The organism is Pseudoalteromonas sp. 3J6 (genome assembly GCF_903995135.1).
In the GTDB taxonomy this organism is placed as follows: Bacteria; Pseudomonadota; Gammaproteobacteria; order Enterobacterales; family Alteromonadaceae; genus Pseudoalteromonas.
This window is the reverse complement of sequence record NZ_LR877185.1, coordinates 3,454,764-3,477,648: the sequence shown is the minus strand read 5'-3', so window position 1 is coordinate 3,477,648 and position 22,885 is coordinate 3,454,764. Positions and strand designations below refer to the sequence as shown.

At 39.1% G+C, this 22,885-nt stretch carries 23 protein-coding genes; 11 read left to right on the top strand and 12 right to left on the bottom strand.

Annotated features, from left to right (window positions below):
* The first annotated feature begins 1 nt into the window (after position 1).
* Positions 2 to 343: a GIY-YIG nuclease family protein gene (locus P3J6_RS15860; protein ID WP_198523527.1), complete on the top strand. Its 342-nt coding sequence runs from the start codon at positions 2 to 4 to the stop codon at positions 341 to 343.
* On the opposite strand, the gene P3J6_RS15855 is transcribed toward P3J6_RS15860, so the two are convergent.
* The 4 genes from P3J6_RS15855 to ilvC all read right to left on the bottom strand — a co-directional run bounded on the left by P3J6_RS15855 (position 289) and on the right by ilvC (position 6,024).
* The gene (locus tag P3J6_RS15855) at positions 289 to 1,128 is read right to left on the bottom strand and encodes a M28 family peptidase (protein WP_232735516.1); all 840 of its coding nucleotides are present in this window, start codon (positions 1,126 to 1,128) and stop codon (positions 289 to 291) included. The genes P3J6_RS15860 and P3J6_RS15855 overlap by 55 nt on opposite strands.
* Before the next feature lie 73 nt (positions 1,129 to 1,201).
* Entirely contained in the window at positions 1,202 to 2,392 is a 1,191-nt protein-coding gene (locus tag P3J6_RS15850; protein WP_138605342.1) for a tetratricopeptide repeat protein, read from the bottom strand.
* A 78-nt stretch (positions 2,393 to 2,470) separates the two neighbouring features.
* Positions 2,471 to 4,390, bottom strand: a complete 1,920-nt coding sequence (locus P3J6_RS15845) for a methyl-accepting chemotaxis protein (RefSeq protein ID WP_138605344.1) — start codon at positions 4,388 to 4,390, stop codon at positions 2,471 to 2,473.
* Between the two features lie 161 nt (positions 4,391 to 4,551).
* Entirely contained in the window at positions 4,552 to 6,024 is a 1,473-nt protein-coding gene (gene ilvC / locus P3J6_RS15840) for a ketol-acid reductoisomerase (protein ID WP_198523526.1), read from the bottom strand.
* A gap of 138 nt (positions 6,025 to 6,162) precedes the next feature.
* On the opposite strand from ilvC, the gene ilvY reads away from it, so the two are divergent.
* The 6 genes from ilvY (at position 6,163) to P3J6_RS15810 (ending at position 11,504) form a co-directional block, all read left to right on the top strand.
* On the top strand, positions 6,163 to 7,068 hold the full coding sequence (gene ilvY / locus P3J6_RS15835) for an HTH-type transcriptional activator IlvY (protein ID WP_198523525.1): 906 nt from the start codon (positions 6,163 to 6,165) through the stop codon (positions 7,066 to 7,068).
* 90 nt (positions 7,069 to 7,158) lie between these two features.
* Positions 7,159 to 8,205 (top strand): GGDEF domain-containing protein, encoded by a 1,047-nt coding sequence (locus P3J6_RS15830; protein ID WP_198523524.1) that lies wholly within the window; start codon positions 7,159 to 7,161, stop codon positions 8,203 to 8,205.
* A gap of 111 nt (positions 8,206 to 8,316) precedes the next feature.
* Positions 8,317 to 9,156: a MipA/OmpV family protein gene (locus P3J6_RS15825; RefSeq protein ID WP_232735515.1), complete on the top strand. Its 840-nt coding sequence runs from the start codon at positions 8,317 to 8,319 to the stop codon at positions 9,154 to 9,156.
* A 13-nt stretch (positions 9,157 to 9,169) separates the two neighbouring features.
* Positions 9,170 to 9,535: a DUF3019 domain-containing protein gene (locus P3J6_RS15820; protein WP_138605353.1), complete on the top strand. Its 366-nt coding sequence runs from the start codon at positions 9,170 to 9,172 to the stop codon at positions 9,533 to 9,535.
* A gap of 14 nt (positions 9,536 to 9,549) precedes the next feature.
* Positions 9,550 to 10,242, top strand: a complete 693-nt coding sequence (locus P3J6_RS15815; RefSeq protein WP_178956392.1) for a response regulator — start codon at positions 9,550 to 9,552, stop codon at positions 10,240 to 10,242.
* Positions 10,243 to 10,268: 26 nt separating this feature from the next.
* Entirely contained in the window at positions 10,269 to 11,504 is a 1,236-nt protein-coding gene (locus P3J6_RS15810; protein ID WP_138605357.1) for an ATP-binding protein, read from the top strand.
* A gap of 107 nt (positions 11,505 to 11,611) precedes the next feature.
* Here the strand turns inward: P3J6_RS15810 and P3J6_RS15805 are convergent, their stop codons facing one another.
* Together P3J6_RS15805 and P3J6_RS15800 are read right to left on the bottom strand one after the other, a co-directional pair.
* On the bottom strand, positions 11,612 to 11,833 hold the full coding sequence (locus tag P3J6_RS15805; protein ID WP_010387988.1) for a DUF3820 family protein: 222 nt from the start codon (positions 11,831 to 11,833) through the stop codon (positions 11,612 to 11,614).
* Between the two features lie 285 nt (positions 11,834 to 12,118).
* Complete coding sequence (locus P3J6_RS15800) at positions 12,119 to 13,690, bottom strand: cation:proton antiporter family protein (RefSeq protein ID WP_109874882.1); 1,572 nt, start codon at positions 13,688 to 13,690, stop codon at positions 12,119 to 12,121.
* A gap of 309 nt (positions 13,691 to 13,999) precedes the next feature.
* Between P3J6_RS15800 and P3J6_RS15795 the strand changes: the two genes are divergently transcribed.
* The gene (locus P3J6_RS15795; protein WP_198523523.1) at positions 14,000 to 14,743 is read left to right on the top strand and encodes a sporulation protein; all 744 of its coding nucleotides are present in this window, start codon (positions 14,000 to 14,002) and stop codon (positions 14,741 to 14,743) included.
* Between the two features lie 51 nt (positions 14,744 to 14,794).
* Positions 14,795 to 15,238, top strand: coding sequence for a GNAT family N-acetyltransferase (locus tag P3J6_RS15790; RefSeq protein ID WP_138605363.1), 444 nt, complete (start codon positions 14,795 to 14,797; stop codon positions 15,236 to 15,238).
* A 49-nt stretch (positions 15,239 to 15,287) separates the two neighbouring features.
* Here P3J6_RS15790 and P3J6_RS15785 read toward each other — a convergent pair whose 3' ends face one another.
* The 6 genes from P3J6_RS15785 to P3J6_RS15760 all read right to left on the bottom strand — a co-directional run bounded on the left by P3J6_RS15785 (position 15,288) and on the right by P3J6_RS15760 (position 21,098).
* Complete coding sequence (locus P3J6_RS15785; protein ID WP_198523522.1) at positions 15,288 to 16,643, bottom strand: sodium-dependent transporter; 1,356 nt, start codon at positions 16,641 to 16,643, stop codon at positions 15,288 to 15,290.
* A 197-nt stretch (positions 16,644 to 16,840) separates the two neighbouring features.
* Positions 16,841 to 18,130 (bottom strand): sensor histidine kinase, encoded by a 1,290-nt coding sequence (locus P3J6_RS15780; protein WP_198523521.1) that lies wholly within the window; start codon positions 18,128 to 18,130, stop codon positions 16,841 to 16,843.
* A gap of 85 nt (positions 18,131 to 18,215) precedes the next feature.
* The gene (locus tag P3J6_RS15775) at positions 18,216 to 18,920 is read right to left on the bottom strand and encodes a response regulator transcription factor (protein ID WP_054201686.1); all 705 of its coding nucleotides are present in this window, start codon (positions 18,918 to 18,920) and stop codon (positions 18,216 to 18,218) included.
* 41 nt (positions 18,921 to 18,961) lie between these two features.
* Positions 18,962 to 19,348, bottom strand: coding sequence for a DUF3019 domain-containing protein (locus tag P3J6_RS15770; RefSeq protein WP_010387996.1), 387 nt, complete (start codon positions 19,346 to 19,348; stop codon positions 18,962 to 18,964).
* Positions 19,338 to 20,195 carry a MipA/OmpV family protein gene (locus tag P3J6_RS15765; RefSeq protein WP_198523520.1) on the bottom strand — a complete coding sequence of 286 codons (858 nt, stop codon included), beginning with the start codon at positions 20,193 to 20,195 and terminating at the stop codon, positions 19,338 to 19,340. The genes P3J6_RS15770 and P3J6_RS15765 overlap by 11 nt, the downstream gene beginning before the upstream one ends.
* A gap of 93 nt (positions 20,196 to 20,288) precedes the next feature.
* Positions 20,289 to 21,098: a hypothetical protein gene (locus P3J6_RS15760; protein WP_055013017.1), complete on the bottom strand. Its 810-nt coding sequence runs from the start codon at positions 21,096 to 21,098 to the stop codon at positions 20,289 to 20,291.
* A gap of 115 nt (positions 21,099 to 21,213) precedes the next feature.
* Between P3J6_RS15760 and P3J6_RS15755 the strand changes: the two genes are divergently transcribed.
* Positions 21,214 to 22,368, top strand: a complete 1,155-nt coding sequence (locus P3J6_RS15755) for a serine hydrolase domain-containing protein (protein ID WP_054201683.1) — start codon at positions 21,214 to 21,216, stop codon at positions 22,366 to 22,368.
* Complete coding sequence (locus P3J6_RS15750) at positions 22,365 to 22,856, top strand: SixA phosphatase family protein (RefSeq protein WP_198523519.1); 492 nt, start codon at positions 22,365 to 22,367, stop codon at positions 22,854 to 22,856. Before P3J6_RS15755 ends, P3J6_RS15750 begins: the two co-directional genes overlap by 4 nt.
* Positions 22,857 to 22,885: the final 29 nt, after the last annotated feature.

Here is a 22,885-nt window from a genome sequence, read left to right as displayed (position 1 = left end):
TTTGACCATTAGTAATCAAAAAAGTTTAAACAATGAGTTGAGCAATAGTAAAAATAAACCGGCGACTTGGTCACTTTATATTGTGCAAACACGGTTTGGTCATTGGTATACCGGCATTACGGTTGATGTAGCCCGACGTATCGCTACTCATCAAGCAGGTAAAGGGGCAAAAAACCTCAAAGGTAAAGGGCCGCTGGTGCTCATTCATCAACAACAAGTAGGTACTAAAAGCGACGCGAGCAAATTAGAGTATGCGATTAAAAAACTTCCACGAGCAAAAAAAGAGGCTTATGTTGCTGCTTTTAAAGAGGGAGTTAATACCACAGGGCTTGTCAAAAGCTGATTAATAAATGCCTCAATTAGCAATACGGCTTCTTGATAGAGGGGAGTATTTATATTTTCGAGCGTATCTTTAGTACTATGATGGAAGTTATCTGCCCCCATAGAAAAGTACACATACGGGATTTTTTGTTTAGCGAATGAATAATGGTCGCTGGCTCTGTGCCAGTCGATTTGTTTAGTGTTGGTGAGTCGGCTCATTTTTCGTGATGAATAAACAGGCTTTAATTTGATCTTGTCACCGTTAATCTGAGTAAGTAAAGGGTTAAGCTGGCTTTTTAATGCGCGACTTGTTAGTGCGTATAACCGCTTATGTGACTTTTTAACTGCCAACATATCTAAGTTAATATTTAAAACAATTGGGAGTTGGCGCATTGTTTTGGCAAAGTGCTCACTGCCGTGTAAACCATTTTCTTCAGCGTCTGTTGCAACAAACATAAAGCGATATGAAGAAGAAACCGTTAGCGCATTCGATAAATAAAGTAATGCAGCAACACCCGAGGCATTATCGTTAGCACCTGGGTGTAATTTTCCTGCTTGTAGACCTAAATGATCATAATGCGCAGTAATAACAATAACAGGTAAATCTTTTACAGTATTAGTGGCAATAATATTAACGCCTTGTGCGTTAGAAAACAGCCCTGAGGAATAAGTAAAAGGTTGTTCACTTACTGTGAGTTGATGCCCTTTGAAGCGTGTTTTTAAATACTCCCTAGTGAGTAATGCTGCATGGCTATTCGTTTTTCTACCAGCTAATTCTGGGCTGGTTAGTATAGTTAAATCAGTCAATAATTGCGGCTCAATCTGTTTACAAAGGCCGCTCCAACTTATAAAAAAAACGATGCAGGTTAAGCTAAATAATTTAATAATGATTCGCCTTCGCAGTAAGTGATTTTAATGCAATGAGCTTATTGTCATAGCGCTGTTTGTGATGAATGAAGTCTGCTTTTTTTCTAGCTTTACGTAGATGAAACTCCGCTTTAGTTATATTACTTAATTTAAAGTAACTGCGCGCCAACCCAAAGTGACTTTCATGTAATGTTGGCGACATAGCGTTAGCTTTTTTATAATGACTAATCGCATTTGTATAGTCACCACTTACATAGTCACTGTTACCAAGCGATATATGATAATAAGGGTTAGTTTGGCGCTTTTTGTCAAGTTTTGCCAATAGCTTTTCGCCTTCGGCTACTCTATCTGTGAGTTTATATAATAATGCTAAATTACCTTGCGCAGTATTATCATTGGCGTTTAAGGCAATGGCAAAATGATACATTTTCTCAGCTTGTTGGAGGTCATCTAATTGTTTAAAGAGTACTCCTAAATTCCCCCAGCTGGCACTAAATGAAGAGTCGGTATTGATAGCTGCTTTAAAATAACTATAAGCTAAATCAAACTGCCTATTAATCAGTGCCTCGCCGCCTTTGTTGTTATAAAACATGGCGGTCACTCGTTTTTTTGACAGCGATGAAGTTGCAAAACGAGCTTGTCGGCTATTAGGATCAAAATCAATGATTAAACGCTTATTACGCTGATAAACAAGTGAGCTGTCTTTGAATTTAGTCTTATTGTCTATAGCAATGTTTATGTGCCCAGTGAGTAAATTAAACCCTCGATTTAACGCCCAGTACTCAGGAATATGTACTTTCTGAAAGCGAGCCTTCAGGCCTAAATGTTCGGCTAAGCTATACGCTAAAATAGAGAGGGAAAGACAGTTAGCATTTAAATCTTGATAGCTTTGAGACGCCGTTTGTGTGCCAGTAGATTGATAAGATAGTGAGTTATCACCATTTGAGAGTAAAAAACTGAGTAGACTATAGGCAATTTCATCAGCCGATTTATTTGTTTGTACGTAAGCACTTAATTGTTGTTTAAGGCTCTTATCGAGTTGAAATATTTGCTGTTCAGACTCTACAAGCTGCTGTTTAAGTTGCATTGGGGGAGTAATAATAGGGGGGGGCGTGCTTAAATTGGCGTTATATGTAGTGCTACACGCACTTAAACTCAGCAAACAAGCAGCCAGTAAATAATGTTTAGCTTGAACAGCACTCATACACACCTCTGTACAAAAAACACACTCAAGTATAGTGGTTATTTCATACAGAGGTTATTTTTTAATGTAACAAACTGTTTAACGCTGCTGATTAAACGTGGCTACAAGCGCATCAAGTGTTTGTGCACTGGTGGCTAAATCGCGAATTGCTTGTTCGGTGTTGATTTGTTCACTCATTGATTTATCACTGATCTCACTAATTTGCTCAATACTTCGACCGACATCATTTACAACGCTACTTTGCTGCTCGGTGGCTGTGGCAATTAGAGTTGCCATGTCGTTAATTTCATTCGCTGTTTCAGTAATCGTATTAAGCAACTCAACCGAGCTTTGCATTGCGCTGACGCTTTGTTGGGCTTTACCTTTCGATTGGCTGATATCATTTACAACATCATCTGAAATTTGAGTAAGCTCTTCAATCATTGATTGAATTTCAGTGGTTGATTGCGACGTACGATTCGCCAGAGCTCTTACTTCATCTGCAACGACTGCAAAACCACGACCATGCTCACCTGCACGTGCAGATTCAATGGCTGCATTAAGTGCAAGTAAGTTGGTCTGCTCTGAAATCCCTCTAATTGAATCTACAATACTGGCAATATCTATGGTCTTTTTAGAAAGCAGTGCAACTTGCTCGGTAATACCATCAATATCGCTGGCAAGAGCTGATATTGTCGTTTGGCTTTGTAGTACTTGTTGATGGCTTTGTTTGGTATTATCGCGGCTATCGTTAGTTAACTTAGCTGCATTCGCTGCACTTTGTGCTATTTCTTGCACGGTAGCGCCCATTTCATTAATCGCTGCAGCAACCGAAATAGTTTGCTCTTTTTGTTTATCCAGCGCTAACGAGTTTTGTTTTGCTTGTGCAAAGACATGATCAGAGCTTTGACGAATACCATGGCTTTCATCAGCTACTTGCACAATGGCGGTTTCTATCTTTTCAATAAACTGATTAAAGCCCGACGTCAAATTATTGAGTTCAGGTTGAGGTGATGTGGGTAGACGATACGCTAAATTAGCATCACCTCGACCTAAACGAGAAAACAACTCTGCCATTTTTGATAACGGTGAGGCTAAAGAGCGAGCTAACAAGTAACTGATCACACTTGCGATAAGTGCTGTCATGATAGTGAATGTGAATATTTGCCACTCTAGGGTGTTTACACTTGCGAATACTTCACTTTTTGGTACTTGAGCTAACACAAATAAGTCGGTGTTTTTAATTGGTGTGGCAGCAATCAGCGTGGCTTGTCCGTTAATATTTACTTCTTCTAAAGCAAAACCGTTTTCATCAAGTAATTTGTGATGAATATTAGCACTGTAAATACTATCTATATTAACCTTAGCGACTTTAGCTGCATCTTTATGTAGCTGAATTAAGCCATTTTTATCGGCAATAAATACAAACCCTGACTGTTCAATTTTAAACTGCTGTAGCAGTTTTTGCATATCAGTAATGCTTTTTGCTAATCCCGCTAAGCCGAATCCATTAAGCTGCTGATGATTAACAAACATTTTTACATCGTTTGCAGATTCCTGATAAATACTGATTGAATAAGGTTGTTTAGATTGAGTAAAAGCAAAAAACCAACCATCTGCAGCATCATTTTTTAAAACACGTAAAAAGCCATCTTGGTTCCAATATTGCGCGGTGTTTTTATTAGCCCACGAAGCGGTGGCAAGGTCATATTGCTCAACCAAACGATTGAGTTCTTTTAGTAACAACGCATCGTTGGTGTTGCCAGAGTTTGCCCAATCTAAAATAAAGGTATTGGCAGAAAGCTGCTGTGCTGCGCCTAAAAGTTCATTGATCTCCCCACCAATATGATTACTGATTGTTTGCAGCTTACTTGGCAGTTCTGATTCGATCATGCGTTGCTCAATAATATTCTTTGAGTTATGCAAAGACGTCAAACCAATTAATACAGCAACACAAATAGCAATAATGCTTCCAAGCGCTGTTATTTTTTGAGTAATAGAGAGATTTTGTATCGTCATGGTAGTGCTTATATATTTACAACTGAGGCAATGAGGCGATTATTCTAGCACATTATTTATTTTCGGCTATTGATGAATAATTTACATTTAAATAAAAAAAGCCCACAGCAAAAAGCAAATGGGCTTAGCTTCTAACAATTGAAAGTTCTAGGGTTATAGAGTTACACTATTTTTTTCATTGCCGACATATAACCGCGTAATTTAGCACCCACTTTTTCAACAGGGTGTTCACGCAGTGCGGTATTTATTTGAATCAATGTTTGATTATCTACTTGGTTACTTTGCTCATTTAAGCCTCTGCCAATAACATCGGTATCAATATCTTGCATAAACTCTTGTAGTAGTGGCAAACATGCATGGTTGTATAAGTAACAGCCATACTCTGCCGTATCGGAAATAGTACGATTCATTTCAAACAGCTTTTTACGTGCAATGGTGTTAGCAATTAACGGCGTTTCATGCAATGACTCATAATAGGCAGATTCTTCAATAATACCGGCTGCAGTCATGGTTTCAAATGCCAGCTCTACGCCAGCTTTAACCATGGCTACCATTAAAATGCCGTTATCAAAAAATTCTTGCTCAGTAATTTCTACATCACTCGCTGGGGTTTTTTCAAAATGAGTTTCTGCAGTTTCAGCACGCCACTTTAATAAGTTAGCGTCATCATTTGCCCAGTCTTCCATCATTACTCGTGAAAATGTGCCATCGATAATGTCATCTTGATGTTTGTTATACAGTGGACGCATGATTACTTTTAGCTGCTCACTTAATTCAAACGCTTTTACTTTGGCAGGGTTTGACAGACGGTCAAGCATATTGGTAACGCCGCCATACTTAAGTGCTTCTGTGATCACTTCCCAGCCATATTGAATTAGCTTTGAGGCATAACCAGCATCAACGCCTTTATCAATCATTTTATCAAAACATAGAATAGAGCCAGTTTGTAGCATGCCGCACAGAATGGTTTGCTCACCCATTAAGTCAGACTTAACCTCAGCAATAAACGATGATTTAAGTACTCCCGCACGATGACCACCTGTACCTGCGGCATAGGCTTTTGCTTGTGCCAAGCCATGACCCTGAGGATCGTTCTCTGGATGAACCGCAATGAGTGTCGGTACACCAAAGCCGCGTTTATACTCTTCACGTACTTCTGACCCCGGACATTTTGGAGCAACCATAATAACGGTAATGTCTTCACGAACTTGCATGCCTTCTTCAACAATATTAAAGCCATGTGAGTAAGCAAGCGTTGAGCCGTGTTTCATTAATGGCATAATGGCATTAACAACCGCAGTGTGTTGCTTATCAGGTGTTAAGTTAAGTACTACATCGGCTGTTGGGATTAATTCTTCATATGTTCCCACTTTAAAACCATTTTCCGATGCATTTAAGAATGACTGACGACGCTCAGCAATCGCTGATTCACGCAGTGTATAGGCTACATTTAAACCCGAATCACGTAAATTTAAGCCTTGATTTAAGCCCTGTGCGCCACAGCCTACAATCACTAACTTTTTACCTTTGAGTGCAGCAACACCATCGTTAAATTCGTCTGCCCCCATAAACTCACATTGTGCTAGTTGCGCTAATTGTTCACGTAAAGGTAAGCTATTAAAATAATTTGCCATGATTAAGGTTCCTATTAATTCAATTTGTTAGATGCATTGCATTTGCTTTGCTTGGAATAACCATATGAAAAATATCTTCTTGCGTAAAATGATATATTTGAATTAAAGTGTTTCATAATTTGAAATACTGGTGTTGTTATGGATCATAAGCATTTACATTACTTTTTGGCGTTGGCAAAAACGCTTCATTTTTCTCGTGCCAGTGAGTTGTGCCACATAAGTGCGCCTACTTTAAGTCGTAATATTAAGCAGTTAGAAGATGAAGTAGGGGTGATGCTGTTCCAGCGAGATAATCGCAGTGTCAAACTTACTCGCGAAGGCGTTGCATTTAAGGAGTATGCTAGTGCAACGCTCAGTAATTGGCAGCGTTTTAAGGCCAATTTAAACGAACCGCAACAACATATTTATGGCAATGTGAGCCTTTATTGCTCTGTTACTGCATCTTATAGTTTTTTGCATCATATTTTGGAGCAGCTCAGGACTCAGCATCAGCATATTGAAATCACCTTAAATACGGGCGACCCTGCTCTGGCAATAAATCGTGTATTAGACGGTCACGAATCCATGGCTATTGCAGCTAGGCCCAGTAAATTACCTGCACAAATTGCATTTGTAGATATTGGTTATTCGCCACTGGTATTAATTGCGCCCACTATTCAATGTCCGATCACAGAAAAACTAGCTAATAACAGCGAGACTATTGATTGGTCAGAGCTTGAATTTATTGTTGCTGAACAAGGGTTTTCACGACAAAGGTTAGAGCAGTGGTGGCGAAAAAGTAACGTGCAAGGAAAAATCTATGCACAAGTCGCTGGGCATGAGGCTATGGTATCTATGGTGAGTTTGGGCTTAGGTGTGGCCATGATCCCAAAAATTGTTCTCGATAATAGCCCTTTAAACGATAAAGTTCAGATTTTGGATAGTAAAGATGAGCCCCCACAAGGGTTTAAAATTGGCTTGGCGGTATTACACAAAGAATTAAATGATCCTGCGATTAGTGCGCTGTGGAATATTGCTCAAAATATGGGGGAAAACATAATATAGGCTTGTTGAATGATAAAAAACTGTTAATATAAACCGCTAATACTTATGTGTTTATTAACATCTTTGTTGTGATGTCTGAGAGTTTCGATTATGGATAATACTGCCTCACTTGCTCATTCTGCCCAGTGTTTAAAAAAAGCCATTCCGCTTATGGTGAAGTACAAAATGGCGGTAACGCCGATTAATTATGCAATTTGGTATTGTTATGTACAGGGCGATAATCCACAACTAAATACAGAGCTTGATAGAGTTATCGGTCAGCACAATACTTGTTCTGCTCAAAGTGCACAGGAAATATTCGATAAATATATAAATGATGAAGAGTTAGCGTTTTTCCAACAAATGTCTGAAAGATTTCATAATACGGTAGAGCAAGTACAGTTTGATTTGAGTGATTCTATTCAATATTCAAAAAGTTTTACCACCTCGTTAGTTGACTCACAAAATGAGTTAAAAACACTCTCTAGTATAAACTCATTTAATGAAATTCTCTCTTGTGTAGAGCGTTTAACAGACGAATCAATTGCAATGCAAGATTATGCTCGCGGCTTCCAAACTAAATTAGCGCAAGCATATAATGAGATTAAAGATTTAAAAGAAGCCCTCACTATGACTCAAGAAGCGGTTGATAAAGATTCGCTAACGGGGTTATTAAATCGCGGTAAATTTGATACCGATATAGTTGAGTTTTGCCTTCATGCATCTTCACAAGATGAGCAAGCTAAGATAGCCGTGTTAATAATGTTAGATATTGATCACTTCAAGCGTTTTAATGATGATTTTGGCCATCAAAAAGGTGATGAGGTTCTCAAGCTTGTTGCCCAAAAAGTGCAAAATAGTGTGCAAGATGAATATAATGCTTATCGTTACGGTGGTGAAGAATTTTGTATTACGGGTTACTTTGATAGCATTAATGATGCGATGACATTTTGTAATCAGTTGCGTTTGAGTATTGCTAAATTAACCATTCGTAAAAAAGAAGATAGCAATAATAAACGTAATATCTCAGCAAGTTTTGGTATTGCTTTAATGGAGCCCTTTAGTAAGAGCTGTTTGTTAGTAGAAAAGGCCGATAGAGCACTTTATTTAGCTAAAACTCATGGTCGAAATCGAGTTGAAATTGCCGCCAATTTGTAAACGTGTTCCGTTTGTATCAAATTTGTTAATGATTGTAACCTTCTAGAGCTTGTACTTATACTACTTGCTACTATAGGGTCAAAGCCACTTTATAAACTAGTGAATAACTCCATGGCGTTACATCTGAGAATAAAAATATGCATTTTATTGGTGTTGTTTAGCGCTAATGCGATTGCTCAGACGCAGCAAAATATCACTACTGATGAACTTAAAATGAGTGTCAGCTTAGGGGTAGGGGTGATCAGTAATCCTTTATATGGAGCAGACAATATTCCTTTAGTGGTTGTCCCACAAGTGGCTTATTATGGCCAAAATTGGTTTTTTGATAACGGTCGTTTAGGCTACTCTTTTATACAAAGTGATACGCATAACATTAGCTTTGTGTCTGAGATTAACCCAGAATCACGGTTTTTTATTGATTGGCACCCGCAAAATATATTCCCGCTCACAACAATGTCTAATAACGAAATATTAGAATCACAAGATGTTGAATCTCCGCGCCAGATTAATATTAATAATATTCAAAAAAGACGAGTAGTACTGGATGCTGGCGTCAGTTATGTTTTTGTAAAACAACAACAGGTATTTTCTGCGCAATTATTGCATGATGTAAATAGTGTTTATAATAGCTACAGAGGATCATTACAATGGCAATACCATTTTGATCTTAAGTTGTTAAAACTTAAATCGACGTTAGGCGTTAACTACAAATCAGCCAAACTAAATAATTACTTTTATGGCTTAAACAGCGCAGAATTTTCATATGGTAAAATAGAAGTTGGTAGTAGCTGGCAACCTTATGCTAAAATCGACGCCCGTTGGCCGGTAGGTAAAGCCAACGCACTTCGTTTTCATTTAGCATATTATGACTATTCAGCAATGGATAGTAGCCCGCTATTTGAACATGACTATTCAATGACCGCCTTTATAGGATTCGAACATACATTTTAATATGAAGTGTTTTATGTTGGTTGTGTTTGCAGCTTCATTTTTTAGCAACCCAAGTGTTGCAAAAGCCCCTTCACTTAACGTATCACCCAAAGTCTGTGTGGTTTCCGAACAACAAGAGTTCTGTGATCTTGAGTTAAAATTTAAGTGGCAATTGCCTGAGCCAATCGATGTGTGTTTATACCAGCAAGATACTCAATTGAAATGTTGGCAAGGGGTAAAAAAAGGGCAACTTAGTTATAAAGCGCGTGTTCAGGTGGAGACCATATACTCCCTGATTAATCCCCTTACAGGTGTATCATTAGCGAGTGTGCAAGTAGAAGTGCAAACTGCATACGCGAAGAAGAAACATCGGCTACGCTCACCTTGGAGCTTTTTTTAATTTAGGAGCAATAAATGCCAAAGATATTACTTGTTGAAGATGACCTAGGGTTGCAACAATTAACCAAAGACTATCTTGAGCATAATGGCTTAGAAGTTGACGTATTAGATCGCGGAGACGAAGTGTTTCCTTACCTGAGTGAAAACGATGTTGATTTAATCATTCTAGATGTGATGCTGCCAGGAAAAGATGGCTTTAGCGTGTGCCGCCAAGTGCGCGACAAATACACCTTACCTATTTTAATGCTTACTGCAAAGGGCGAAGATTTTGACCAAGTTATTGGCCTAGAGCTCGGGGCTGACGATTACGTTATTAAACCTGCGGAGCCGCGCGTGTTGTTGGCTCGAATTAGTGCATTATTGCGACGTGGACAGCCTAGCGTAAAAGCCATTGAGGAGCTTAAGTTTGGTGATTTATCAATAGATAAAACCAGTCGTATTGTAAAGTTAAGCGGTGTAGAAATCGTATTGACCTCACATGAGTTTGAATTACTGTGGTTATTAGCTTCAAATGCAGGAGAAGTACTCAGCCGAGAACATGTGCACCAACATATGATTGGACGTGAGTACGACGGGCTCGATCGAACCGTTGATGTACGTGTATCTCGAATTCGTAAGAAGCTTGGTGATAATAGTGATAAGCCATACCGTATTAAAACGGTGTGGGGGCAAGGCTATTTATTTGTATCAGATGCGTGGGACATGTAATTAATGCAAGGTATTAGGCTAGGTTAATGGGGAAGCTATTTATAAGCCTTTACGTGTATATTATTGCCTCTTTGTTTATTGCCAGTGGTGTTATAGAGCAGCTTTGGCCGTATGATGAATCTGAGCAACATGTTTTGTTAGATGATGAATTTGGGCAGTCATTATGGCTGCTCTCTCAAACGGCAGATGGTCTTGAACAGCTAAAGCATAATTTTGATAGTCAAGTTATCTCTCAGCAAGATTTAGTTCTCCCTCCTGAGCAGCAATTACAATTAGCTCAAAATAATTACCTTTACTTGTATGATAAGCAGCAACGTATTGTTTGGTATGTTACTTTAAATAATTCTCAGTTGTTACAAGTAGGTCCTGTAGGTGTCAAAGCTAAAAACACTGGGACCGTAATACCTTATTTATTGGTGCTATTTATTATTAGCTTACCGATAGGGTTATGGAGCTTATTGTTATGGCGAGACTTTGCTAAGCTCAGCCAAGCCTGTGAAGCCGTCGGAGGCGCGCAAGATTTTCAATTAAGCGACCGCTCTAAATCATTTTTTTTACCCATCACTGATACGTTGCAAGTAATGCAGCAGCGGATTGAGTTTTTATTGAGTGCTCAACAGGAACTGACCTCATCAGTGTCACATGAGTTTAGAACACCATTAGCGCGTTTGAAGTTTGCAATCGCGATGTTAGAGGATAAAACTCAGGACATCAAAGCACAGCACTATTTATCTGATATGCAAATGGATATTCATGAGCTGGAATCCTTGGTATCAGAAATGTTGGAATACGCTCGTTTAGATACACAGCAACCAAGCTTACAATTGGCTCCTTGTGATATCGTCGCATTAATTAAAGCCAATATCGAAAAAGTAAGTTTTGATACCCCTATTAAATTAACAACAACGCTACCGAGTCAATTCATTTACGTATGTGATAGTCATTTTATGTCGCGAGTGCTACAAAATTTAATTAGTAACGCACTAAAACATGCTACGCAAACTGTGCATATTAGTTTAACTGCCAACGCCGAAAAGTTATTTCTGGTTATTGAAGATGATGGCCCAGGTATTGCGGATGCTGAACGTGAGAAAGTGTTTAAACCTTTTACCCGTTTAGATAAAAGCCGTGATAAAAAAACCGGTGGGTTTGGATTAGGGCTAGCAATTGTAAATAAAATTATTAGCTGGCATAAAGGGCAGTGTAAGATTGAAGACTCACCACTGGGTGGGGTTAAGTTTATTATCACCCTCGACAACTAAATCCCAAACAATAAAAAAGCGCCATAAAGGCGCTTTTTTGCGGTTTAAAACCAAAAAATCAACAAGTAGCAAATAGATAGACAGACCATTTATAGAAAAGTTCTATTTTATTTACTATTTTTTTCTAGTAATGGCATCAGCATTTGCTCTAAGCCATTAAGCTTCACTTCGTACATCATAGCGAGCTGAGAGCCAAGCTTGCTATCAGGAAAGCCTTGTTGTTTAAACCACACTAAATATGGCTCAGGCAGCAAAAGTAAAGGGCGTCCCGCATACTTGCCAAATGGCATAATGGTGTTAATCGCTACTTTTAGTTGTTGAGGATCCATTACTGGCATCTTTTATAAATAATGGGGATAAGTGTAAGGGATTTTAAGGAAATAAAATAGGCTGTAACGGGCAAGTAACAGCCTATTGATAGAGGGAGTAGGCCCTCTAATTTGAGAATCTTATTGGTCACTTAAAAGCAAGGGGTCCGTTATTTGTCTTTTATAAAACACAAACTTAGGTATTAGCTTTATTAAACCAACACAGACATTTTACCTGATTTTTTGACCAATAAAATACTCAGATGTAAAGGAATGTAAATGCAATCTATTTGCATCTAAGCCCGATTACGGAAACAAGGTTTGCTTTACATGCTCTGCAAAACCGCTACCAGCCTCTAAGTAAAAGTTATATGTAGAATCTATTCCCATATCTTCTAATTCTTTTTGCTGATCGGGGTAATTAGCAATGGCTGTTACTTGTCCTTTATAGCCTGATGCTTGTAATTGCTCTAAGGCAAAAATATTTTGCATATGTTTGGGCATAGTTAACATGACCATTTCGACATGAGAGTGATTAACACGCTGCCAAAAATCAGGGTCAGTTGCATCCGCAATTAATACTCTGCGTCCACGTTTAATATGTTTATCAACCACCTCAGGTTTAATATCAATACCTGCAACCACATCAGGGTGGGTTGCGTTTATTGTTTCATAGGCACCGGTGCCAATTCTACCCATACCAAAGATTACTATTTTCGTATCATTTAAGTTTACAGGAAGCTCTTCTGCTAAGCGGGTCTTGCTTTCAAACTTCAATAAGAGGCGTTCAATTTTAACGTACAGCTCGTTAGAGCGTTTATTTAAAGGGGAGGCAATCACAAATGTAATTGATACGGCAATCGCGATAACAGCGAGCCATTCAGAGGTAACCATGCCGCTAGATGCAGCAACGGCACAAACAATTAAGCCAAACTCACTAAAGTTAGCCAAACTAAATGCGGTGAGCAAAGAGGTACGAGCTCGCAGTTTAAATAAGTTAGTTAGTATGTAGTAAAGCAGCGTTTTAATAGGGATAATTAATACTAAAATTAAAGCAACGACTAAAGAGTGGGCAGTAAGCTCTGCACTTAAACCAATACTCAAGAAAAAGCCAACCAGTAGTATGTCTTTTAGGCTAAGCAGTGATTTAGACAGCTCACCAGCCTTTTTGTGAGGAGCGAACATCATGCCAATGATCAATGCGCCTAAATCGCCTTTTAATCCTGCGAATTCAAAGGCATTGTACCCAGCTACTAATGCAAAGAAAAAGCCAAATAACGGCAGTAACTCACCGTGTTTAGAGCGGTTTAAAACCCAGTACATAATAGGGCGAAACAAAGGTAGCGCAACAATTAATCCTAAGGCCCAAATGTTCGGTACTTTACCTGTACTGACCGCTAAAAATATGACTGCAAATATATCTTGCATAACCAAAATACCAATGGCTATTTTACCATGTAAACTTGCCATTTCCCCGCGTTCTTCAAGCACTTTTACAGCAAACACCGTACTGGAAAAGCTCAGAGCAAAGCCAACTAACAACGCACTTTGCCAGCTTAAATCAACAAATAACGGCAGTGCAAATACACCAAGCAACAACATGAAGCCACTAAACAATGCGCTACTTAAAATGATGTGTATGGTGGCAGGAGCCCATACTTGAGGTTTTATAAGGTTAGCAATTTTTAGCTTGAGGCCAATACTAAAAAGTAGCAGTGTGACCCCTAAAGAGGCAATCGTTTCGAGTAGCTCCGTGCTTTTGTAACCCGCTAAATTAAGAATAAATCCGGCCATAAGAAAGCCGATAAGCGGCGGTAATTTTAGCTGATATATACCAAAACCGCAGACGAAGGCGGTAGCAAAATAAATTAGTTCCATAGTTATTAGTATCACTGCACTTGGCATTGTAGTGTAGCGAAAAACAATGCTTATTGACAATTAATCTACTTATTTCCTACTGCTAATTGGCTGGTAGTGAGTATTTATCACCTGATAGCTAAAACACCTTTATGTATGCATAAAGGCGGCTGTAAAGTACAAAAAACAGACATAAATGGTCGGTTTTATGGTAAACAGCATGTAAATAGCAGTTTTTCGCTGACAAGCGCTTTTAAATGTGGTTAAGATGCCATAACGAAGGAATTTAAGCGTAAGCAAACAAGTGTATGCTTAGCTTAAGGAGAAACTATGTTTAAAAAAATTTTAGCATCGGTAGGCATTGGTGCTGCCAAGGTAGATACCATTTTAGAAACCGAGCATCTTCAGCCAGGCCAACTATTCAATGCACAAATTGTTATTACTGCAGGTGATGTAAGTCAAGAAATTACGGGTTTAGATTTAATGTTAGTTACTCGGGTTAAAGTAGCCAGTGAAGACGGTGATTACTTTACTAATCATGTTATTGATCAATGGCGCATAACTGACATTGGTACTGTTGAGCCTGGTGAAGTTAAAACTATCCCGTTTGAAGCCCGTTTGCATTCAGAAACACCAATTACTGAAATTAATGCCGGTTATAACCAGTCTTATGTGTGGTTAGAAACAGGGCTTGATATTGACCTTGCGCTTGATCCAACAGATAAAGACCATTTGCACATCTATCCGAATGAAGCAGTTAAAACCTGTATGCAAGCAATGGAGAAGCTAGGATTTAGTTTAGTTAAAGCAGATGTAGAGCAAGGCCATTTACGTGCTTCTACTTTTCAATCTGTGTCTGGGTGTTATCAAGAGCTTGAATATCAACCAAATAGTCGCAGCTTATTTGGCATAAAGGAAATTGAACTGTCGTTTATTCCTGAAGCGCATAAAACGCATGTACTGATTGAGTTAGACAGAGCATTTAGAAGTGACGGTTATGTCGATTTAACTATCGAGCATGATCATGTTAACTTATCTCAGTTATGTGATCAGTTAGAGCGATTATTTGCTTAATAAGATTATGGGGCCTTTTAGTAAGGCCCTGTAATAATAAAAGGTGTTTAAATGGCGTTTAAATGTGAGCCATTCTCTGCGCTCGACTCCCAAACCCTGTTTGCAATAATGCGTGAACGTGTTGACGTATTTGTTGTAGAACAAGCGTGTCCTTACCCCGAACTTGATGATGTGGATATTGCAGATGCTACTCGCCACTTGTATTCACTCAATAGGCAAACAGTAAATGCCTATGCTCGTTGTTATGAGAAAGATGCACATTATAGTGCGATAGGGCGCGTTTTAGTTGCTCAATCACAGCGCAGCTCTGGTTTAGGCAAAGAATTAGTTAGCCAGGCTATTGCCTGTTGTAGAACTCAGTGGCCTACTCGTGATATTTATATAGGCGCACAAACCTACCTACTGAATTTTTATCGCTCATTTGGTTTTGAGTGTGTTGGGGAGGAGTACTTAGAAGATGGCATACCCCATCAAGATATGATTTTAAAGCAGTAGATAATTCTTAATATATAAAGGCCCACATTAGTGGGCCTTTTTTGTTTTACTAGCTAAGTAAAGAATGTAAAAATACTAAGCTAATGGCGATAGGGCATACAAATTTAGTGTACCAAGGCCATACTTTCCAAAATAAGGTGTTATGTACTTCAGGGTTACCTTGCTGGATTGCTTTGAGCAGTGATGACCTATACCAGATCCACCCTACAAAAATACAACACATAAGTCCTAATAAAGGTTGCGCGACTTTAGTTGTTAAGGTGATCACTAAACCAAATAACGTGCCTAAGTTGCACACTATGGTAATACTAACTATGGCAATTAAAGCACCTATTAACCATGTTGCTTGCACACGCTTCATTGCAAAGCGCTCTACAGTGTACGATACCGGCGCTTCAAGCATTGAAATTGACGAGGTTAGAGCGGCAATACTCATTAATGCAAAAAAAGCAAAGCCAACAAATAAACCCACACCACCCATGCCATCAAATAAGGCGGGTAAAACCTGAAATACTAAGGTGTCTTCTGAAAGCAGTTTACCTGTTGTTGACGAGAATATTTCAACACCTTGGGCTTGCGCAACATACATCGCGGGGATAATCAGTAAGCCTGCTACAAATGCGATGAATACATCAATAAGCGTAACATAAGCCCCCAAAGAGACGAGGTTTTCTTTTTTACTGATATATGAGCCATAGATAATCATTACACTGGTGCCCAGTGACAATGAAAAGAAGGCCTGTCCTAGTGCACTGACTAATAAGGTGGGATCAAAAATAGAAGAAAAGTCAGGGACTAGGTAAGCTTTTAATCCCTCAACAGCACCTTCTTGAGTCATTACATAGGCAATTAAGGCAAACAAAATACCGAGCAAAGCAGGCATTAAACGTTTTGACCATTTTTCAATACCATTTTCAACACCGCGGCTGATAATAGCAACGGTTAAAATAATAAATACCACAGTAAAAAGAATGTTACGTGTAAGTGACTGTTCACTTAACCACGAAGATGCCGCATCTGCGCCTATGAGAGTAGTAACCGGCTCTAAAGTTGCACTTAACATCCAACCAGCAACAATCGCATAAAAGCTTAGTATAAAGCCTGCACATAAAATCCCGCCAAAGCCAACAGCAAATGCAAACTGCTTTTGCCAAGGTTTAGTGGTTAATTTAGTTAGTGAAGAAACCGCATTAGCTTGTCCATGACGACCTATCATCAGCTCTGCCATTAAAGCAGGATAGGCTAAAAAGAAGGCCAGTACTAAGTAAGCGACTAAAAAGGCAGCCCCGCCATTACTTGCTGTTTGTGTCGGGAAACCCCAAATATTACCAAGCCCAACAGCAGATCCTGCCGCAGCCATTATAAAACCAAAGCGGGAGCTAAACTCACCTCTTACTGCACTCATATTATTTTGCTTCTCTATTTTTTCGACGCCGTGACAATCTACTGGAATTGTAAAAAAATAAAAAGTGCTTATTTGACTTAGTCGCACAATTATTGCGTTTTATTTTCAGATATAAATAACACGTGCATTTTTTGATTATAAATAGCACGATTTCTTTAATTATATTGCGTTAGTTAGAACGGATGGTACTTGTTTAATTAATATCTAAACCGCGCAATCGTAAGTGTAAAGCAGGCCCCACCAAGGTGCTCACTTTTACTCACTTCTATTGAACCATGATGCCAATCGGCTACTTTGGCAACGATAGCCAATCCTAACCCGTAACTGTTGTCACTGCGATTACGGTGGCTGCGCTCACGGAAGAACGGGCTAAATACTTTTTGATTGTTTTCTTGAGCTATGCCTGGGCCATCATCGGCAATGCTGATCACTAGAGTGTGCTCTTGTAGCGAGGCGGTTACTTTAATGTGATGATGTGCAAAATCGCAGGCATTATTAATTAAGTTAGCGATCGCTCTTGCTAGCCAATGTAAGTCAGCAAAAATAGTATGATCATCACATTCTAAAGAAATATTAAGCGAACGTGCGGTTATTCTTGGTTCAAGCTGCAGCACAATATCACTTAGATATTGTTTAAGGTTTGCTGATGAGTAAGTAAGTTTATTGGCATTTTGTTCTAAAGTAGCAAATGCTAAGTAGCTTTTTAACATTGACTCCATATGATCCAAATCGGTTTCCATACGGGTTAGGTAATGCTTTATTTTGCTCTCATCATGGCTATCAAGTGCAGCGTCAACACCAAAGCGTAAGCATGCTATTGGGGTTCTTATATCATGGGACAGGCTTGAGGCCATCAGTTTATTTTCAGCTACTAACTTTTCAATTTGGCTTGCCATGCGGTTAAAGGTCAGTTCCACATCTTTAATATAGGTAAAGCGAGAGGGCTTAATTCGGGCTTTAACATTACCGGATGCGAACTGTTTTGCCGCATCATTTAATACTGTAAGACGTTTTGCTAAAGGGGTAATAATAAAACCCATAAAAACACATAAGCCAGTATAAAATAACAAAGTTAAAATTATGTCGTTTCGCTGTGTGCTCTCGTAAGGCTTATCTAAACGCATGGTTAAATGGTAAGGGCTTAATGCATCATTAGTGTAGAGCATGTAAAAGCCTTGCTCGTCCTCGAGTATTAACCCGCCTTGAGTTTGCATTTTATCTAATAGCGCTGATGGTAATGCGAGCGACTGATTTAATTTGTAGTTAAGAGTCAGGTTAAAATCTTTGGCTAACTTAGTTACTTGTTCTGGTCGTGCCTGTGGCTTTATAGCTGTGAGCTGTTTACTTAACCCGACAATAATCTGGCTTTGTACACTAAACTTATCCAAAGGTGCATGTGCTTGTTGGCTAAATGCATCAATAAGCCAACCTAAAACAATAATTGAAAGCAGCGCACTGCCTAGTAGTGAAATATAAAACTTTTTCATTGATGCTATTCCATAATAGGCTGGGTGTATTGAAGTGACTTTTATTATTGTCGCGCTTATTATTTAAGCGCTCAGGCATTAAAACTTACCACGCTGTAGTCACAAACAAATAACCACGCCCCCAAATAGTTTTTATTTTTTCTGGTTTTTGCGGATCATCATTAAACTTTTTACGCAAAGCAGAAATAAGCACATCAACGCTTCTATCTAGGCCGTCATACTCCCTGCCTTTGGTTGCTTTAAACACCGCATCACGTGATACAACTTGCCCAGCGTTGCTCGCTAAATAATGCAGTAATAAATACTCTGCGCTTGAAATATTCACATCTTGCTGGTTGAGTGTAACGTTACGAGATTCGGTATTAATACTTAATTGACCAATATTGATCATGCTCTCTTGAGCATCAGTTTTAGGCGTGTCGCTGCTGTAGCGTAAAGCCGACTTAATACGAGCAAGCAGTGCACGAGGGCGAACAGGTTTTATAATGTAATCTGTGGCACCGACTTCAAGCCCAATGACCTCATCCATTTCTTCATCTCGTGCGGTGAGCATAATTATAGGGGCTTGATAAAAGCTACGTAACTCACGGCATACACTGATACCATCAAGACCTGGTAACATAATATCGAGTAAAATAAGCTGTGGGTTTAAATGCTTTACTTGGCTTATAACTTCATCACCGCGATGACATACATGCACAATATAGCCTTGCTCAGTTAAATACTCAGTTACCCATTGTGCAAGAGAGATATCATCTTCAACCAGTAAAATAGTACCGTAATTATCCATAAGCTTTCTTCGTATACCTGAATGATGTTTATAGTGTGTGGCTAAAATAACCGCCAGCGCCGCTTTTTTTGTCTATTTTGATACACCCATTGTAGTTTAACTTCGCTTACAGCAATCACTTGTGATGTATTACTATCAAACAGCTCAAATGAAATGCTCTGGGTTGAATCAAAGGCGTAATTAAGTGAGCCTTGTCGCTGTTTAAGCCAGCACTGCATAATGTATTTTGAAGTCGCATCGCGTAAACAATAATTTCCTACCTCTGGTTGCTGCCACGATAAGACAACATCGGCATAACATTGACGCCCTTCACGTAAGGCTACACAGGTATCGGGAACAGCAGTAAGTTCACTGGGTGGTTGTGTAGTGGCTGCAAGCAAAGAGCCCGAATATGTAAACAACAAACAGTAAAAAAATCTAAAGTACATAACGCAGGCCTACCTTGGCTTTGTGTTGATATCCTTGGGAAATAATTGGGCTGTCTTCAATTTCTTTTGAAAACCATGTAGTTAACCAGCCTGCTAAGAATACCCAATCTTGATTGATGGGATATTCAGCATGAAATTCAAACATAATACTGGTACTGGCATCGGTACTATAAATTGGACGTGCTGCGTTTGCTTCATCGCTATCAATACCAAAGTAATAGTTTGTAAAATCAGCAGAGTAGGCACTTAAGCCAATACCGGAGCGAAACTCCCAATTGCGCCAAGGTTGAATGTGGCTGAAAAACACATTGGCAACCCAACCATTATGAGCACCGCTTACATCATGTAAATATTCAAATGAAACTTGTGAGTTTTCAAATCGGCGTGTTAATCGAAGGCCGGTGTCAAAATCATAGTTACGCTTTTTTATACCACGCAGTGGATCAATTATTCCGTCGTTATAAAAGCCTAAACCTTGTTCATCAAAACCTGCTTGAATGTTGGTGCCTAATAAATCAAGACCCCAATCATATTTGTTAATTAAGCTATAGCCTAAAACAAGTCCACCGCTGAGCTGATTATGGTCAAAATCTAGATAAAAATTATCGTAAGAAACTGCAATACTCAAATCTAGTTCTGCACCAACATCATAGGAGTTAATGCCAACTAAATAAGAGTCTTCAATGTAATAACCTGCGCCAGCGCTCCAATCCCAGGCAAACCCAGTGGTGGGTTCCAAAGTGTTATCGGCATAGTAACGATTACTGGCGCTGCTTTGGGCACTAAAAATAGCGGCAACTAATAAGGCCGCACAACCAAAAGACTGTTTAAGAGAAGTATACGTCATCCTTGGAACCTTAATTAGAGTTTGCTAAAGAGGGTAGTATATTGTCAAACTCTTAGCTAAATCTGTAAAAAAATGTAGCGGTCGTCCTAACAACTACTGAACTTTAATTTTATCAATAAGAATACTGCTTAAGTAAAATTGCATCATGGGAGTGAGAGCACTTATTTCGGTGCGTGTGCATGGACCATTTAATTTAGTTAAACGACTCAGTTTTGTAATGGTTTTATAAGCAGGGGCCGTTACTTCATTATTAAGCTCAGCTCGTTTAAGGCGAGCCTGTTCAGTGTTGTGCTTGTGTATAAATGCAACAACTTCTAGCTCATTAGTGATCTTCTTTTCTTCGCTGAAGCTATAAACTAAAGGTTCACGATGAAAGCTTGCACTGTCAATTGATGATTTAGCAAACCACACCACATCGCCCGATGCTTTGTGAGTAAGTCGCATGCTAACTTGGGCCAATATATTGGCGCATTGTTGCGACGGAAATTGCTGCGCAACTCTTGAAAACAGTGAATATGGCTTTTCTGGTTGTGCTAGGGTGTACTTGGCGTCATCTACAAATTCCAGATCAACTTGATGAATTGCTAACGTATAATCGCTGTTCTCGTTAGTTGTCACCTTAAGCTGTTTATCAATTAAGGCTTGGCTTATTTGAGAGACCAAAGTGTCGGTAACACTTGCACGGTCTACGATTACTCTAACAGTTTGATTTTTTTTCACGTTGTGGGCAGGTAATTGTACCGACTTCACTTTTGGTGAAGCATGCTCAGTTTCATATTTTAACTGATAAGTTTGGCTCTTAAGCATAGGCTTTGCAGGCATTGCTAAAGGCTCTGCGGGTTGTTTAACGACAGCACAACCTGACGCTGATATTATAAAAAGTGATACAACTAAAAAACGCATAAATATTTTACATCCACTCAAAAGCCATTAATCGGACATATTGTACGTTAGTCCGAGTAAAAGTTCATGATATTATAACGGTTGATTATGACTAAAAAAGAAAAATTAGCTAAGAATGAAGTATTTTAACACCTTACCCTTTTACTTTTTTGCCGTGCTCCTTATCGGGACGCATTTACAGGCGAGCGCAAGCACAGATCCTGATTGGGAAGCATTTGTTAAAAGTTATGGACGCTATACAGAAAAAAAACTAAAAATAAAAAAAATCCCAGGAGGGGCGCTATCTATTGTTAACTCACAAGCACGTGACTACATCCATACTATGGGCAATACAAAGGTGCGCGGTGGGCAAAAAATTAACCCGCACACTCGATTTCGTTTAGCCTCCGTATCGAAAACATTTGCAGGGTCGTTAGCGGCTAAACTCGCAAATGAACAGCGGCTCAACCTTTATTTACCTGTTAGTTATTATTTACCGGATTTTAAGCAAACTGACTATAAAGATGATTTAAAAGTTTTTCATATTTTAAGCCATTCTAGTGGGCTAGTTCCTAACGCTTACGATAATTTAATCGAATCGCGAATGGGTTATAAGGACATTGTTGAAAAACTATTGAGTGTTAAACCCATTTGTGACCCTGGTGATTGCTATGGCTATCAAAATGTAATGTTTAGCTTAATAGACGACGTAATTTTAAAAAGTACCAACAAAACCTATACCCAGTGGCTTAATGAGGCGTTTTTTACTCCCCTAGAAATGAATGATGCTAGTTTGGGTTACGATGCCATGGTGCAGGATAATAACTATGCACACCCTCACGTGCGTGGCAAAAAACGTTGGTATAGCGCCCGCTTAAAAAAGAATTATTATAAAGTTGCACCCGCGGCAGGGGTAAACGCCAGTGCGTCAGATATGGCTATTTGGTTAAATGCGCAATTAGGGCAATATCCATCGGTATTATCCTTAGATGCATTGGCCACGCAAACACGCCCTTATACTCATACTAAAAAAGAACGCTACAGACGAGTATGGCGAGAGCACATGAACGAAGCCTACTATGGGCTAGGCTGGCGTGTGTATGACTATGATGATGAAACGCTTTATTATCACAGTGGTTGGGTGCAAGGCTACCGCAGTGACTTAGTGGTTTTTCCGCACTTAAATGTAGGCTTTAGTTTGATTTTAAATGCAGAAACTGGGCTCATTAATGAGCTTACTACTGAATTCATAGACCGTTTATTGGCATACAAACGAGGCAAAAAACAATGAGTGTATTGATAAAATCAGCATGGATAGCATTACTATTAATGCTATGCAATCCTGCTTTTGCTGAGCCTGAACAGCTTTATTTGTTTCGCCATAGTGAAAAGCAAACAGGCAATAATCCATTTTTAACAGAGCAAGGGCAAGCACGTGCTGAGCATTTGGTTTCGCTAGTTAAAACCCATCCACACATTACGTTATACAGTAGTAATTATAACCGCACATTAAGCACTGCAGCGCCTTTAGCTAGGTATTTTAATATTAAAGTTATTACTTATAATGCTGCCGATTTAACGACATTGAAAAATCAGTTGTTAGCACAAAGTGGTGTTGTGGTGGTTATAGGGCATAGTAACACCACGCCGCAATTAGCTTCGTTATTGAGTAACCAAACTATTGAGAATATGGATGAGGGGCAGTACGGGCACTATCACTCACTTAGTAGGCTTGAGCATGGCAGCTATAAAGCAAACTTGCGAATAATGGATTTTTAATCCATTTATAAAAAAACCAGCCGCGGCTG